The sequence below is a fragment of the Staphylococcus sp. FSL K6-0223 genome (genome assembly GCF_038008285.1).
The window spans coordinates 73,577-89,689 of sequence record NZ_JBBOYX010000004.1 but is presented as its reverse complement, the minus strand read 5'-3'; the positions used below and the strand labels follow the sequence as shown (position 1 = coordinate 89,689).

Sequence of the window (16,113 nt, the reverse complement as noted above, 5' to 3'; positions counted from 1 at the left end):
CTCTCATTTTACGACTTTGAAATTTACGACTTTAGGTATATGACTTAAGTCGTTAGTTGATAAGTAATTGATTAATAGTTGTGCGCCTTCAATTTGGATGTCTTTAATGATTGGTTTATTTTCATACATATTATAATTACCACCACCAACAGCACGATAATTATTGACGCAAATAGTGTAGCTTTTATGTTCATCTAAAGGCTTCCCATTCACAAATAAATCACTCACTCGTTCTCCTAGAGCACGACCTACATGAATCGTATAATCTATTCCCGCAAAGATATCATAATTAAAATGTTGAGGTTTTGGCTCAAGGAAGTCTGCGCTCACACTTATTTCCTCATCATGCAAATCGAAATAAGCAGCTGACCGTTCAATAGCTAATTTAATATCACGACCTGTAAGTTCAATTACTTTAAATGTGTTAGGAAATGGATAGTTGTTGATGATATCACGCATAGTTACATCTTTATCGAAGCCTTTAGCAGAATCGAAAAGGGCAGTACAGGCAATATCAGCGCCACTACTTTCAAGTAAAATGTAGTTTAGTAAATTAATAAACGGATGAGGCTTAACTCTAGCATCAAAAGCATTCTCAACTCGCATTGAAGTAGGTAAAGTTGCAACTTTCTTATCTAGCCAATCTTCTAAATGAACTCTTAAATTTTGATCTTGTTGATTTATTTCAAAACTTGAACAATCCTCGACATCTAATAAGTGACAACTCTCTATTTGAACGTCATTGTCATGTTCAATATTTAAGACGATTTTTCCAACTTTAGTTCCTCTTGTACTAGGCTGTATGACGGCAGTTTGATTGTAAATGGTAGCAATATCACGATGTTGATGACCAGTAATTAATACATCAATGTCATCACTGAATAAACGCAAAATTTCAGAAGCTTCATTTTCTCCAGTCAGAGCTTCAGTAGGCTCATCAGTTTCTAAATCACGTTCAAACCCACCATGATAACTTACGACTACCACATCACTTTGTTTTCGCAATTCAGGTAATTGTGAATATAGAGTTTCAACAGCACTTTGAAATGTCAAAGTTTCAATGTATTCAGGCTGTTCCCAATGTGGAATAAACTGCGTTGTTAAGCCAATCACACCTATAGTTAACCCCTGTCTTTTCATGTAAGTGATACCTTGCCCTGTAAACGGTTCTCCATTTTCAAAAATATTCGCACACAGCATAGGATAATCAAGTTGATGTATGGTTTGTTTAAGATACTTTAGACCGTAATTAAACTCATGATTTCCAATTGTACCGAAGTTAAAATTTAAACGATTATAAATATCGGTTAATGGACGACTAGTGGCTAATTCAGAAACTAAATAGTTACACAAAGGGGAACCTTGTAAAAAATCGCCGTTATCTATTTTTATACTGCCGTCATAGTGAGAGCAGTCTTGTTCAATGATATGATTAGCTTTTAATAATCCCACGGGTAATTCAACATCACGATGTGAGAAGTCAGTGGGAAAGATAAATCCATGCACATCACTTACAACATAAAATGCTAATTGAGTCATCCACCTAGAACCTCCTTTGATAAAGAAAAGGTTGGGACTTTAAAAGTTTAAGCTTTGGGAAACTAATTTATGATGTCCCAAAGCGGGATTTTAGCAGTAAAACTTATGGTTCTGCTTCAATCCTAAAACTTTCGTCCCGACCTCTTTTTAAATATTATATCTATAGTGTTAATGAATGTCTGTAGTTGTAACTACTTTTTTACCTTGTTTGAGTCGAATATGAGCACCATTAATATCTTCAGAAACTTTAGCAGTAAGTGTTAATGTTGCTTCTCCATTACTATCCGTTTTAACAGTTTGATCTTTACTATAGCCTGGTTGACTAAATTGGGACCCATCTGATGAGAAGCTACCGATTTGTTTACCTCCATCTTTATAAATACCAACTGTTAAATTATTAATTGTACTATTTGCATCATAACCTTTAAGTTTTACTGTTACTTTAAATGGATGCTTGGGCTGAATACTTTGAGGTAGGTTGAATTCAGCGTTGCCAGTTTGGTCATGGTGTGAGTTGCTATTGTCATTAGAGCTACTTTCATCATTATTATCAGACCCACTTTGCGAACTACCGTAACTACCAGGTTTAAAAGTTGAACGGTCATACCATTTATAGCCTTTTTCTGGCTGTGACCAAGGTTCATGTTGAGGTTCAGTGGAATTTTCAGGTTTTTCAAAGTTTAGTAATGGGGTTTTATTATCAAGTTTGACACCTGTATCCTTCATTGATTCATGGCTATCTGATTTTCCTAACCAAGTTGTGAGATTTTTTAAAAGTGTTCCATTATCCTGTTCTTTAAAGCCGTCATATGTTTTTTTCGATTTGCCATTATCTTCACGTTTATATTTAGGAGAACTGTCTTCTACAAGTGAAGTATCTCCAATAAATGCAGCTTTACCTTTACCAACTTTTGAAATAGCTATGTAAGGTCCTTCTTTAGTACCGCCACCACTATAAATACCTTGGTCTACGGCGTGAGACCATTTTTGTTTATTAGATAAGTTTTTAGGCATATATACGATACCTTTAGCTTTATCAGGATCAGTAATAGCTAGAGTTGAACCAGAATGCATAGATACTGATTTCACATCTTTAGTAATTCCAAAGCTCTCTTTACTAGATACAATATTCTGAGTATTTAAATCGCCTAATGCATTGTATCTAAAGCGAACGCCGAATTGATTAGAAAGCCAATCTGAGCTTTTCACACCTTGCATTGCTTTAGAGTTTTTCTCTCCACTATTCATATCTTTTGTCATATCTTGGTAAGCACCACGACGATATCCATTCATAGATTCAGATGAATCGATTCGATTTAAATTTCTATCTGCATTGTAGTGGTCTGAAATAAATATGACACTACCCCCACGTTTTACAAAGTTAACAATAGCTTGTTGTTCTTTCTCTTTAAATGGATTATTAGCTTCCGGAATTACTAAAATATGAGCATTTTTAAGTGTTTCATTACTAATATTTGCTTCTCCATCTAATTCTTTAACGTTATATCCTTTGTTCTTCATAGAATCTGCATAATCTGAAAATGCACCGTCAATTACCCAGTCAGCGGCACCAGCTGTTTGTGCATGAGAGTTATCGAAAAGCACGGTTTGGTCAGATTGGCCCGAACTTGAAGATGTAGATTGTGTCGTTGCATGAGCTGATTGAATCGTAGTTACAGAAATGGCAGTAGCTAAAACAGTTGAACTTAACACTTTAAATAATTTCATCTCTTTATTTACTCCTCATTAAAAATGTATACCTTTCAAAATTATAGTATAAAAATTGGAGGGTAAGTAGAGACTTAACGATATTTTTACAAAGCCTTAGTAATTAATATAAAGTTTTTATAAATTTAATTAAAATTAAATACTCATTACTTATTAGATGTGCTAATCTATAAATATGGTTTCTAAAATATACATATTACACTAACTTATATTGTGAAGGGGACAGTTATGAGAATGAAGAATTTTAAGTTTTTAGTTGTACTTGTATTATCGGTAGTTATCTTTGCGGCAGCGTGTGGGAACTCTAGTTCATTAGATAACAATAAGAAAAGTTCAGATAGTGGATCAGATTCTGGTTCAAGTTCGGGTGATTATAAACCTAAAGAATTAACTGTACAGTTCGTACCATCTCAAAATGCAGACAAACTTGAAGCGAAAGCAAAGCCTTTAGAAAAGTTATTATCTGATAAATTAGGTATTCCTGTAAAAGTATCAGTATCAACGAATTACAACACAATTGTTGAGGCGATGAAGTCTAAAAAAGTAGACGTTGGTTTCTTACCACCAACTGCTTATACTTTAGCTCATGATCAAAAAGCAGCAGACTTATTACTTCAAGCACAACGTTACGGTGTTAATAAAGACGGTTCATCTAATAAAAAATTAGTGGATGATTACAAATCTGAAATCTTAGTTAAGAAAAACTCAGGAATTAAGAGCTTAAAAGATTTAAAAGGCAAGAAAATCGCACTACAAGATGTAACTTCTACAGCTGGGTACACATTCCCATTAGCTACACTTAAAAAAGAAACAGGTATCAATGCTACAAAAGATATGAAGATTGTAAATGTTAAAGGTCACGATCAAGCTGTTATTTCTTTATTAAATGGTGACGTTGATGCAGCTGCAGTATTCCAAGATGCACGTACTATAGTTAAAAAAGACCAACCAAATGTCTTTAAAGATACTAAGATTTTAAAACTAACTGAATCTATTCCTAACGATACAATTTCAGTACGTCCGGATATGGATAAAAAATTCCAAGAGAAACTTAAAAAAGCATTTAAAGACATCGCTAAATCTAAAAAAGGTCACAAAATCATTAGTGAAGTATATTCACACGAAGGATACACAGATACAAAGGATTCTAACTTCGATATCGTAAGAAAATATGAAAAAGAAGTTCAAGACATGAAGTAATCAACCATACGATAAATTGAATAGAGTCAAAAAATAGAAAAGCTAGGAGACTGAATGAAAGATGATGATATCAACTATTCAGCTTCTTAGCTTTTCTTTATAAAAGAAGGGTGTTTGTTATGAGTCAAATTGAATTCAAGGATGTTAATAAAGTATATCCTAACGGGCACGTGGGGTTAAAAAATATCAATTTAAACATTGAAAAGGGTGATTTTGCCGTTATTGTTGGTTTATCAGGTGCAGGGAAATCGACTTTGCTACGATCTGTCAATCGCCTACATGATATATCTTCAGGTGATATTACAATTGATGGACAATCCATTACGAAAGCGCGTGGCAAACAATTATTAGAAATGAGACGTAACATTGGAATGATTTTCCAACATTTCAATCTCGTAAAACGTTCAACCGTACTAAGAAACGTACTAAGTGGCAGAGTGGGATATCATCCAACTTGGAAAATGGTACTCGGTTTATTCCCTAAAGAAGATAAAATCAAAGCAATGAACGCCTTAGAGCGAGTGAACATTCTAGATAAGTACGATCAACGCTCAGATCAACTCTCAGGTGGACAGCAACAACGCATATCAATCGCGCGAGCATTGTGCCAAGAATCAGCAATCATTCTTGCGGATGAGCCTGTTGCATCGTTAGACCCCTTAACAACAAAACAAGTTATGGATGATTTAAAGAAAATTAATGAAGAATTAGGAATTACAATCTTAATCAATTTACACTTTGTAGATTTAGCAAAGGAATATGGATCTAGAATCATAGGTCTTAGAGCTGGAGAACTTGTCTATGATGGACCAGCAAGTGAAGCGGATGACGATGTATTCAATCATATTTATGGTCGGTCAATTAACGAAGATGAAAAGTTAGGGGTGGAGTAAAATGGCAACACCTACATCATCAACGAGTAAATATGATCAATATTTAAATAAAAAGATGTCAATTAAAACAAGCTTTACAATTATTCTTATAGCAGCTCTCATCATATGGAGCTTTATTTATACAGGTTTTAGTATTGGAGATTTAATGATAGGTATTCCACAAATTGGTGCATTCTTTGGACAGATGGTACCACCAGATTGGAGTTACTTAGATCAAATTACGAAACCAATGTTAGATACAATTCGTATGGCAATTGTAGGCACATTCTTAGGGAGTATTGTATCAATACCTGTAGCTCTTTTATGTGCAAGCAACATCGTCCAAACTAAGTGGATTGCTATTCCAGCACGATTTATTCTCAACATTGTACGTACAATTCCAGACTTACTTTTAGCAGCAGTGTTTGTTGCGGTATTTGGTATTGGTCAAATTCCTGGTGTTTTAGCATTATTCATATTAACTATCTGTATCATCGGAAAGTTACTATATGAATCATTAGAAACAATTGAACCAGGACCTATGGAAGCAATGACGGCTGTAGGAGCAAATAAAGTTAAATGGATTGTTTTTGGTGTTGTTCCTCAAGCAATTTCTTCATTCATGTCATATGTTTTATTCGCTTTTGAAATTAATATTCGTGCATCGGCAGTTTTAGGACTTGTAGGTGCAGGGGGTATTGGATTATTTTACGATCAAACTCTAGGTTTATTCCAATACAAGAAAACGGCAATGATTATTTTATTTACTCTCCTCATCGTTGTCATTATTGATTTTGTAAGTTCGAAAGTGAGGGAAAAATTAGCATGAATGAACAAAAATACAAACTCAATTCAAAGAGATATCGTGAGAGAATTATAAAAAATTGGATTATTGCAGTTATTGTAGCAGCGATTATTATTTGGGCATTTGCAGGTATGCCAGCATTAGAATTAAAAAGTAAATCGATTGAAATATTGAAGTCCATATTCAAAGGCTTATTTCATCCAGATCTAGGCTACATATATATTCCTGCCGGTGAAGACTTACTTAGAGGACTATTAGAAACATTTGCAATTGCAGTAATAGGGACATTCATTGCCTCTATTATATGTATTCCATTTGCTTTCTTAGGTGCAAGAAATATGGTGAAGTTAAGACCAGTAACTGGCATAAGTAAATTTATCTTAAGTATTATTCGTGTATTTCCAGAAATTGTAATGGCACTTATCTTTATCAAAGCCGTAGGACCAGGTTCATTCTCTGGAGTACTTGCATTAGGTATTCACTCCGTTGGAATGTTAGGGAAACTTTTTGTTGAAGATATTGAAAGTTTAGATTTTAGTGCTGTTGAATCATTAAAAGCTAGTGGTGCTAATAAAACTAAAACATTAATATTTGCAGTGATACCACAAATATTACCTTCATTTATATCATTAATTCTTTATCGATTTGAACTAAATCTACGTTCTGCCTCTATTCTAGGATTAATAGGTGCAGGAGGTATTGGTACGCCATTAATCTTTGCACTCCAAACACGTTCATGGGATCGTGTGGGTATCATCTTAATAGGATTAGTGATTATGGTTGCGATTGTCGACCTAATATCTGGTGCTATTCGTAAGCGTATTGTTTAGTCATTTTATCTGAAAATAAGTATGCCTACCGTCTAAAAAGTTATGAATCATAAAGATTTATAATAAGACGTCAGGTATACTTATTTTTTAAAAGAAAAAGAGTTTTACGAGCGTAAGCACAAGAGTTGAGTGAGAATGACACGCATGTTAATATGCATGTGCATATAAAATTCGAGGAAGGAGCTTTTAATGATGAATGTACTAGTAATTGGTTCAAATGGTGCAGTGGGCAGAAAAGTTATTTCGCAATTAAAAGACACTGAACATTCCTCTGTAGCACTTGTACGTAAAGAAGAACAAGTAAGTGAACTAAAAGAGTTAGGTGCAGATAAAGTCGTTGTCCAAGATTTAGAGGAAGATTTTTCAAGTGCTTTTGAAGGCGTAGATAGTGTCATATTTACAGCAGGTTCAGGTGGTAGTACTGGTGCAGATAAAACTTTATTAGTAGATTTGTGGGGAGCTAAAAAAGCTGTGGACTACGCTACTAAACATCAAGTGAAGAAATTTGTTCATTTAAGTGCTACAGATAGTGTTGAACCTGATAAAGAAACTGATGTTATGAAACCATATGCTGTAGCTAAACATTTCTCAGATCTATATATTGAAAATTCAAATTTAAATTATACCATTGTCCATCCTGGTCCACTTCAAAATGAAGAAGGTACAGGTAAAATTGATGCTGAATTAGATATCACAAGAGATCCTAATAGCTATACAATTCCTCGCGAAGACGTAGCAACTGTATTAATCGAAGCTCTTGATGCGTCAGCAGTTGAAGGTAAAGATATCTTCATTCAAACAGGTCAAACTGATATTAAGGATGCAATCAACAATATAAAATAAGTGATATATACTACCCGTTCAAAGTTCATAAAACATTTTGAACGGGTTTTTAATTTAAGGTTATTAGACTTATGTTGAATCATGGTAGTGGTTATTAAGTATTCGTGTCCTAACAACTCGTGATATAATTATAGAAAGCTATTTAATAAAAATAGAATTATAAAATGATTGGATATATAAAGTTTAACCTATCTTTAAATGTGAAAGTAGGTTTGAGATCAACGATAGATAAGAGATTGTAATATTTATAGCGTATAAGTTATAGACTTAAGTTCCCAATTTACATTTCCAAGAACATCATAATAGAATTTACAACTAGAAGGTTTGGAGTACATTTAAATGAAACGTTTTTTAAAAATACATAAACATACTCTAAGAGAAAATACATTGATAAGTCTTATTTTTATAATGAGTTTATATAATAAATGGTTGCTACTTTTAGCGATTATTTTATCGGTTCTCTTGTTAAAGAGAGGAATACTTGGAGTGATCCAACTTATTTACCTCTATACTATAAGAAATTTAATGATTTCATTTTTCGACATGAGTGATAGCGCGTATGATCTTACATATGCGATTTACATTCTCATTTATGTTATAGGAATATTTTTCTTAATTAGACATATCAAACGTTGGGTGAAAAGCTATCTGATATTTACCTTTGCTTTAGCTTCAATCACTTTGATGCTAATTTATATCATAATGTCTTTGATTACATCTAATAATCCTCTTTATTCAATAATTAAACTCATTAATTACTTTATTCCATTAATCATTATTGTTACTTTAGTTTATCTTATCAAAGAAGTAGATGAACTTATTAAATGGCTAGCGAATCAAGTTGTAACATTCATTCTTTTTACATTAATACCTTTAGTGATGTCATTAATAAAAGTTCTTTCTCAAGAACAATCATTTAAAGGGTTCTTCAATCACTCAAATACGTTTGCAGTCTTTCTTATATTAGGTTTATTAACTCTCATTATTTCATCTATGAAATATCATAAATTTAATTTCTTCGTTATGTTTGCTATGATGTCGGGAATTTTTGAACTTTATGTAACTCATTCTAAGTTGGCATGGTTTGTATTTATAGTATGTTTATTTATCTCTTTATTGCTTTTAATTTTGAAAAAGCGTTATAAATATTTAACGATTCCCTTAATAATTTCAATAATCATATTAAGTATCTTTCAACCGTCAATTCATTATTTAATTAAAAGCTTTGTGTTAAATGGTAACTCAGTTAAGAGTGTTTTAATGCCAAAGGATAATCAAATTAAAAATATCGAGAATGTGCTAGAAACTCATATGCTTATGGGGAATGGATTTGGTATGTCATTGCACGGTTTGACTAAAAATAGTGATATAGTCGCAGGGAATATGATTTTTGAACTTATCATGTTTACTGGGGTAATTGGTTTAGCTTGTTATGTGATATATGTATTAAAGGTTATGCTGTTAGCCACATATATGTTTAAACTCACGTTTGTGCTCTTTATAGCAACCTTACTGACTAATACCATAGAAATCGTAATGTTTAACGCAATAAATATCGGTGCTCTTTGTTACATTCTTTGGGGGATTTATCTCAAGGATGGTTTACATAAGGATAGTAAGAATAAAATGGTTAAAAAATCTTTAGAGGTTGATAAAAGAAATATATAATCAAGGTTGTCCTATATACATTTATTTATTAATTTGAAATTTAAATAAATGTATATGTCTTTAGATAAATTGCCAATAATCTAATGAAAAACAATAAAGTCGGCTTGAATCCCTATGTATCAAGTCGGCTTATTATATGCATTTTTATGTATATTAATACATCAAGCTTAACTTATTTTATAGCTAAAAACGATTTAAATCCTAATTGATTTACCTATAAAATTAATATAACGCTTTCATAAAAAGAATTTAATTTCAATAGTTATGAGGTAAAATTTTTGTTTATTTTTTGAAAAAATCACGCTTATCTAAGCATCTCATTACACCTAAAGTGTATAAAGATACCGTAACGATATTTTTAAAATTTAGTTATATAAATATTGTGTTAAATTGGTTGCTTTTTACATATAGCGGGTTATATACTTAAGAAAATGAATATTTATGGTATAAATAACTATTTTTCACAAATTTTTAGGGATAAGTGAGAGGTCGATTATGTCAAAAAAAGAAAGAGATTTTAACAAGAGTCTTGGCCAAGAAAAAGCCCGGGTCAAACTCTATAAGTCCGGTAAAAACTGGGTTAAAGCGAGTATTAGTGAATTTGAATTATTAAGAACAATGGGAGTGCCTTTTTTAAGTAAAAATATTAAAAAAGAAAGCCAAACTAAAGATAATAAAGGTAGTAGATTCAAGAAGAATGCTGCTAAGACAACGGCCCTAGTCGGCGGAGCGTTCACATTCAACATGCTTCAAGATCATCATGCGTTAGCTGCTTCTGAGACGCCAATGACTTCAGAAATTTCATCTAATAGCGGAACAGTTGCCAATCAAAACTCTACTACTATAAGAAATTCGCAAGCAAAGGTAACGAATAACACAACGTCAAATTCCACGCAGCAAAGTAGTGAAATCAAAAATTCTACTACTAAAACATCATCATCAGAAGTGATAAATAAAAACGAATCTAGTAGCGAAAAAGCTGTAGAAAGCAATCAAAATAGTGAAAGCATAAAAAAAGAAGCTAGTGAAAGTACGAATAAAGCACAAAATAGCGAACAATCTAAATCATCTTCAGAAAAATCTTCTATAAGTAAATCAACTGTTTCAAATACATCATCCACGAATAATGACAAAAATTCCCAACAACCTAAGAATACATCCACATCAGAAAAAACTTCTCAGGAATCTCAACAATTAAAATCAACATCAGAAAGTTCAAATAATAAAAAAGAGGGTCAATCTACACTTACTCAACATAGCCAAACAGCAACTCAAAAAGATACTATTAATAACCAAACAAGCACTCATACTTCAGAAAAGCCGACTATTAATAAGAACTCTCAATCAGCAAGTGAATCATCGACATCAAAAGTAAGTAACTTGAGAACATTCAGTCGAATGAGTGTCTTTAAAACATTGGCAGCTACACCAGCTGCTTCTACAACAACTACTGCGTCAAGCGTATCTTCAAATTCAGTAGTAGTAACTAAAGATAACTTTAACGATCATATGAATGTTTCAGGTTCCGCGACTTTTGATCAAGACACAGGTATAGTCACTTTAACGCCAGATGTGAATAGTGTGAAAGGTGCCATTAGTTTAAATACACGGTTAGATTCAAATCGTAGTTTTCGTTTTACTGGTAAGGTTAACCTTGGTAGTAGATATGAAGGACATAATGAAGGGACAGGTAAGACTGCTATCGTGGGGGGAGACGGTATAGGTTTTGCTTTTTCTCCTGGTAATCTAGGTGAGATTGGTAAAGAAGGTGCAGCTCTAGGTATAGGTGGATTAAAAAATGCATTTGGTTTCAAATTGGATACTTACCATAATACGAGTGATCCAGGTGTTGCTTCTAAAGCTTATGCCGATCCATCTAATGTAGGTGGCGGAGGCGCATTTGGTGCATTTGTATCAACAGATGCTAGAGGTATGGCAACAACTGAACCCGGCACTGCAGCTAAATTAAATGTTCAACCAACAGACAATTCTTTCCAAGAATTTATAATTGATTATAATGGTGACACAAAAGTTATGACCATTACATATGCAGGTCAAACGTGGACTAAAAACATGTCCGACTGGATTAAAAGAAGTGGTTCTACGACGTTTTCTTTATCAATGACTGCGTCTACAGGTGGGGCTAGAAATCTTCAACAAGTTCAATTCGGTAAATTTGAATATACACAATCTGCTACGGCACAAGTAAGATACGTGGATGCTAAAACAGGTAAAGACATTATCCCTCTTAAAACATATGCTGGTGAAGTTGATGGCAGTGCGACTATTGATAAACAAATAGATGCAATGAAGAGTAAGGGATATAACTATATTGGTGTAGATAGTACTGGTGCACCTAATTATATAGATAGTACTGGAACAGTTAAATTAACTAATGCTGGTCAAAATATTATTTACAAATTTAATGATGCACAAAAACCGACGATTAGTGTCAGTAATCCAACTATAGAAGTAGGGAAACCTACGTCACCAATTAGCGTTACAGTTACAGATAATAGTTCAGATCCGGTTAAAACAACTGTAACAGGATTGCCAGATGGATTATCATTTGATAGTACTACTAATACCATTACAGGTACACCTACTCATATAGGTACAACGACTGTACAAGTGCATTCTGAAGATTCAACTGGTAATGCTTCAGATAGCAGCTTTGTCATTACAGTTAAAGATTCTACTGGACCAACGATTACACAGATTAGTAATCAATCATCAGAAGTTTATAACCCAATCAATCCAATTACTATTAGTGCAACAGATAATAGCGGTGCTAAGGTAGTTAACGAGGTATCAGGATTGCCAGATGGTCTTACATTTGATTCGAATACGATTAGTGGCACGCCAAGTAAAATGGGTAGTTTTTCCATAACTATTACTTCAAAGGATGAGACTGGAAATACATCAACGTCTACATTTAAGTATGATGTTACTAGAAATAGTACTAGTGATTCCATATCTACTTCTTCAAGTAAGAGCCTTTCAACATCAAAAAGCAATAGTATAGCTAATTCAGAAAGTGCATCAACAAGTAAGGCGGATTCAGAGAGTGCATCAACGAGTAAGTCGGATTCAGAAAGCGCATCAACAAGTAAGGCAAATTCAGAGAGTGCGTCAACAAACATATCAGATTCTCAAAGCAAATCAACGTCGGAAAGTGAGTCAAATTCAATCAGTGAGAGTAAATCAAAAAGTACAAGTGAATCTTTAAGTAACTCACAAAAAGCATCGACAAGCTTAAGTACATCAACAAGTTTAAGTGAATCAAAAAGTACAAGTATTGCAGATTCTCAAAGTAAATCAGCAGCTGAAAGTACGTCAAAATCAATAAGTGAGAGTAATTCGAAAAAAGCATCAGAGAGTACAAGTAAGTCAGCAAGCACTAGCATATCAGATAGTGACTCATCAAGTGAAAGCACGTCAATAAGTGGTTCAGAATCAGAAAGTACATCTGACTCATCAAGTGAATCAGAAAGCACGTCAATAAGTGGTTCAGAATCAGAAAGTACATCAGAATCAACAAGTACAAGTGAATCGGATAGTGAGAGTATGTCAACTTCAACAAGCGAGAGTGATTCGGAAAGTACAAGCACATCAAGTAGTGACTCCGCAAGTGCAAGTACATCAGCCTCTACGAGCATGAGCGATTCAAGCAGTACAAGTGAATCGCTAAGTAAGTCAAGCAGTGAGAGTACGTCAGAGTCAACGAGCACATCTGATTCGGAAAATGAATCAATGTCAGAAAGTACATCTGAATCCACAAGCGAGAGTGATTCAACAAGCGCAAGTACGTCTGAATCACTAAGTACGTCAACATCTGACAGTACATCAGAGTCAACAAGCACAAGTGCATCAGAATCAGAAAGTGAAAGCACGTCAATAAGTGATTCAGAATCAGAAAGTACATCAGGATCAACAAGCGCGAGTGAATCAGAAAGCGCGTCAGAGTCAACAAGTGCATCAGAAAGTGCATCTGACTCATCAAGTGAATCAGAAAGCGCGTCAGAGTCAACAAGTGCATCAGACTCATCAAGTGAATCAGAAAGCACGTCAATAAGTGGTTCAGAATCAGAAAGTACATCTGAATCCACAAGTGAGAGTGATTCAACAAGCGTAAGTACGTCTGAATCAACAAGCACATCAGAAAGTGATTCAACAAGTGAAAGTACGTCATTATCAGATAGTACATCAGAGTCAACAAGCACAAGTGCATCAGATTCAGAAAGTGAAAGCACGTCAATAAGTGGTTCAGAATCAGAAAGTACATCTGAATCCACAAGCGAGAGTGATTCAACAAGCGCAAGCACGTCTGAATCACTAAGTACATCAACATCTAACAGTACGTCAGAGTCAACAAGTGCATCAGACTCATCAAGTGAATCAGAAAGCACGTCAATAAGTGGTTCAGAATCAGAAAGTACATCTGAATCCACAAGTGAGAGTGATTCAACAAGCGCAAGCACGTCTGAATCACTAAGTACGTCAACATCTGACAGTACATCCGAATCAACAAGCACAAGTGCATCAGATTCAGAAAGTGAAAGCACGTCAATAAGTGATTCAGAATCAGAAAGTACATCAGGATCAACAAGCGCGAGTGAATCAGAAAGCGCGTCAGAGTCAACAAGTGCATCAGAAAGTGCATCTGACTCATCAAGTGAATCAGAAAGCACGTCAATAAGTGGTTCAGAATCAGAAAGTACATCTGAATCCACAAGTGAGAGTGATTCAACAAGCGTAAGTACGTCTGAATCAACAAGCACATCAGAAAGTGATTCAACAAGTGAAAGTACGTCATTATCAGGCAGTACATCAGGTTCAATAAGTACAAGTGAATCGGAAAGTACAAGCGTATCAGAAAGTACAAGCACATCTTTATCTACTAGTGATTCTGAATCATTAAGCACTTCAGACAGTGAATCCATTAAAGAGAGCACGTCAACGTCCGATAGTTTAAGTACGTCACAAAGCGACTCATCAAGTGCAAGCTCATCAACAAGTGATTCAAGTAGCACAAGTGACTCTATAAGTATTTCTGATAGTGATTCAGCAAGCGCAAGCACTTCAACTTCTACAAGCACATCAAGTAGCGACTCAGCAAGTACAAGCACTTCATCTTCAACAAGTATGAGCGAATCAAGCAGCACGAGTACATCATCCTCAACGAGCGCAAGTGGTTCTAATAGTACAAGCACCTCAGATAGCACAAGTACATCATTAAGTGAATCAACTAGTGAGAGCACATCTGGATCAATAAGTACATCTGATAGCGAATCAGCAAGTACAAGTATGTCATTATCTGACAGTATTTCAGAATCATTAAGTACTTCAGACAGTGAATCCACTAAAGAGAGCACGTCAACGTCAATAAGCACAAGCGACTCAACAAGCACTTCAGACTCCGAGAGCACATCAACATCAACAAGCGACAGTGTATCAACAAGTCTAAGTACCTCAGACAGTACAAGTACTTCAATGAGTGCTTCAAACAGTGAAAGCGCGTCACTAAGTGACTCAACATCAACATCATTAAGTACTAGCACATCGCTAAGTGACAGTACATCAGGCTCATTAAGTGATTCTACCTCAGGAAGTACATCTATAAGCACAAGCACTTCAATTAGCGATTCAACAAGTATGAGTACATCTGAATCAGAAAGTGAGTCAATATCATCTAAGAGTCAATTCTCATCCTCTATGGTTGAACCGACTAGCACATCGTTGCCAGAATTTGATTTACCATCATACTTGGCTTCAGAATCAATCAGTGCTTCAACATCAATGAGTAGTTCAGAATCACTAAGTACATCAACATCAGATTCCTTAAGTGATTCGACATCGACGAGCGTATCGCTTTCAAACAGCGATTCAACATCAAATTCTCAATCAATTAGTGATTCTAACTCTAGTAGCACATCAAGTTCAGAAAGTGTCTCTATGTCAGGTAGAACATCAAGTTCGGATAGCATGTCAACATCAATTAGCACATCAACAAGTATGAGTAATTCTGAATCAGTAAGTGCATCAGACAGTAATTCGACATCAACAAGTGAATCAATAAGCGCATCAACATCAACGAGCGGGAACACTTCAAATAGTGTAAGTACTTCAGATAGTACGAGCACATCCGACTCAGATAGTGCTTCAATGAGCACAAGTAGTTCAGAATCATTTAGCACATCGACATCTACAAGCAACTCGGATTCTTCAAACCATCAAGGTTCGCTTGTGGATCCTAGTGGATTCAAACCTAGTCACCAAAATCCAGGTGAACAACATCTTAGTGGTAGTATGGATTCTTCAGAATTCATTAATTCTAATCAGTCGAATAAAGAATCTAATTTCACTTCTGAAAATGAACACAATCATAATCAAGTGACTCAACATGGTGAAAAACATTCAGATCAACAAAATGACAAATCATTACCTAATACTGGTGAAGATGAAACAAATAGAGGAGGATTAGTTTCAATAGTATTAACAATGTTAGCTGGTTTAGGATTAATTAGAAGATCTAAAAAGGATAAAAATAAAGATAGAAAAAATAATGAAGATTAATCATAGCGATTAGTTACTTAATATTAAAAAGGCTAGGGTAATATAAATAAAA

General features: G+C 34.4%; 9 protein-coding genes. 7 read left to right on the top strand and 2 right to left on the bottom strand.

The window, feature by feature from the left end:
- Window positions 1-3: 3 nt before the first annotated feature.
- Window positions 4-1,539: a bifunctional metallophosphatase/5'-nucleotidase gene (locus tag MHI13_RS21230; RefSeq protein ID WP_002469844.1), complete on the bottom strand. Its 1,536-nt coding sequence runs from the start codon at window positions 1,537-1,539 to the stop codon at window positions 4-6.
- A 168-nt stretch (window positions 1,540-1,707) separates the two neighbouring features.
- The gene (locus MHI13_RS21225; protein ID WP_002435033.1) at window positions 1,708-3,267 is read right to left on the bottom strand and encodes an Ig-like domain-containing protein; all 1,560 of its coding nucleotides are present in this window, start codon (window positions 3,265-3,267) and stop codon (window positions 1,708-1,710) included.
- A 234-nt stretch (window positions 3,268-3,501) separates the two neighbouring features.
- Here MHI13_RS21225 and MHI13_RS21220 point away from each other — a divergent pair, with 234 nt between their 5' ends.
- The 7 genes from MHI13_RS21220 to MHI13_RS21190 all read left to right on the top strand — a co-directional run bounded on the left by MHI13_RS21220 (window position 3,502) and on the right by MHI13_RS21190 (window position 16,061).
- Window positions 3,502-4,467: a phosphate/phosphite/phosphonate ABC transporter substrate-binding protein gene (locus MHI13_RS21220; RefSeq protein WP_037579261.1), complete on the top strand. Its 966-nt coding sequence runs from the start codon at window positions 3,502-3,504 to the stop codon at window positions 4,465-4,467.
- A 119-nt stretch (window positions 4,468-4,586) separates the two neighbouring features.
- The gene (gene phnC / locus MHI13_RS21215; RefSeq protein WP_002435031.1) at window positions 4,587-5,360 is read left to right on the top strand and encodes a phosphonate ABC transporter ATP-binding protein; all 774 of its coding nucleotides are present in this window, start codon (window positions 4,587-4,589) and stop codon (window positions 5,358-5,360) included.
- 1 nt (window position 5,361) lies between these two features.
- Window positions 5,362-6,168: a phosphonate ABC transporter, permease protein PhnE gene (gene phnE, locus MHI13_RS21210; protein ID WP_002435050.1), complete on the top strand. Its 807-nt coding sequence runs from the start codon at window positions 5,362-5,364 to the stop codon at window positions 6,166-6,168.
- On the top strand, window positions 6,165-6,974 hold the full coding sequence (gene phnE / locus MHI13_RS21205) for a phosphonate ABC transporter, permease protein PhnE (protein ID WP_002434989.1): 810 nt from the start codon (window positions 6,165-6,167) through the stop codon (window positions 6,972-6,974). The genes phnE (MHI13_RS21210) and phnE (MHI13_RS21205) overlap by 4 nt, the downstream gene beginning before the upstream one ends.
- A gap of 192 nt (window positions 6,975-7,166) precedes the next feature.
- Entirely contained in the window at window positions 7,167-7,817 is a 651-nt protein-coding gene (locus MHI13_RS21200) for an SDR family oxidoreductase (RefSeq protein ID WP_064210607.1), read from the top strand.
- 339 nt (window positions 7,818-8,156) lie between these two features.
- Window positions 8,157-9,485, top strand: coding sequence for a hypothetical protein (locus MHI13_RS21195; protein ID WP_064210608.1), 1,329 nt, complete (start codon window positions 8,157-8,159; stop codon window positions 9,483-9,485).
- A 495-nt stretch (window positions 9,486-9,980) separates the two neighbouring features.
- Window positions 9,981-16,061, top strand: coding sequence for a lectin-like domain-containing protein (locus MHI13_RS21190; protein WP_340761968.1), 6,081 nt, complete (start codon window positions 9,981-9,983; stop codon window positions 16,059-16,061).
- Window positions 16,062-16,113 lie beyond the last annotated feature (52 nt).

Coding starts and splice junctions, on each gene's coding strand:
- MHI13_RS21220 (WP_037579261.1), top strand. CDS start 3,502: ATGAAGAATTTTAAGTTTTTAGTTGTACTTGTATTATCGGTAGTTATC.
- phnE (WP_002434989.1), top strand. CDS start 6,165: ATGAATGAACAAAAATACAAACTCAATTCAAAGAGATATCGTGAGAGA.
- MHI13_RS21195 (WP_064210608.1), top strand. CDS start 8,157: ATGAAACGTTTTTTAAAAATACATAAACATACTCTAAGAGAAAATACA.
- MHI13_RS21190 (WP_340761968.1), top strand. CDS start 9,981: ATGTCAAAAAAAGAAAGAGATTTTAACAAGAGTCTTGGCCAAGAAAAA.
- MHI13_RS21225 (WP_002435033.1), bottom strand. CDS start 3,267: ATGAAATTATTTAAAGTGTTAAGTTCAACTGTTTTAGCTACTGCCATT.
- phnE (WP_002435050.1), top strand. CDS start 5,362: ATGGCAACACCTACATCATCAACGAGTAAATATGATCAATATTTAAAT.
- MHI13_RS21200 (WP_064210607.1), top strand. CDS start 7,167: ATGAATGTACTAGTAATTGGTTCAAATGGTGCAGTGGGCAGAAAAGTT.
- MHI13_RS21230 (WP_002469844.1), bottom strand. CDS start 1,539: ATGACTCAATTAGCATTTTATGTTGTAAGTGATGTGCATGGATTTATC.
- phnC (WP_002435031.1), top strand. CDS start 4,587: ATGAGTCAAATTGAATTCAAGGATGTTAATAAAGTATATCCTAACGGG.